The sequence below is a fragment of the Staphylococcus coagulans genome (genome assembly GCF_002901995.1).
In the GTDB taxonomy this organism is placed as follows: Bacteria; Bacillota; Bacilli; order Staphylococcales; family Staphylococcaceae; genus Staphylococcus; species Staphylococcus coagulans.
This window is the reverse complement of record NZ_PPQN01000134.1, coordinates 1-223: the sequence shown is the minus strand read 5'-3', so window position 1 is coordinate 223 and position 223 is coordinate 1. Positions and strand designations below refer to the sequence as shown.

At 40.8% G+C, this 223-nt stretch carries 1 rRNA gene; it reads left to right on the top strand.

The features are described from left to right. The first annotated feature begins 103 nt into the window (after positions 1-103). A 5S ribosomal RNA gene (gene rrf, locus CD118_RS11770) occupies positions 104-218 on the top strand. Positions 219-223: the final 5 nt, after the last annotated feature.

Genomic DNA, 223 nt, shown 5'->3' with positions numbered 1-223 from the left:
GACGAATACTAATCGATCGAAGACTTAATCAAATTTGTTCATAAGGTTTTACTTGTGAATGTATACTTACTATCTAGTTTTGAATGTATAACATTCAATTTAATCTGGTGCCAATGGCAAAGAGGTCACACCTGTTCCCATGCCGAACACAGAAGTTAAGCTCTTTAGCGCCGATGGTAGTCGGACTGACGTTCCGCGAGAGTAGGACGGTGCCAGGTTATTT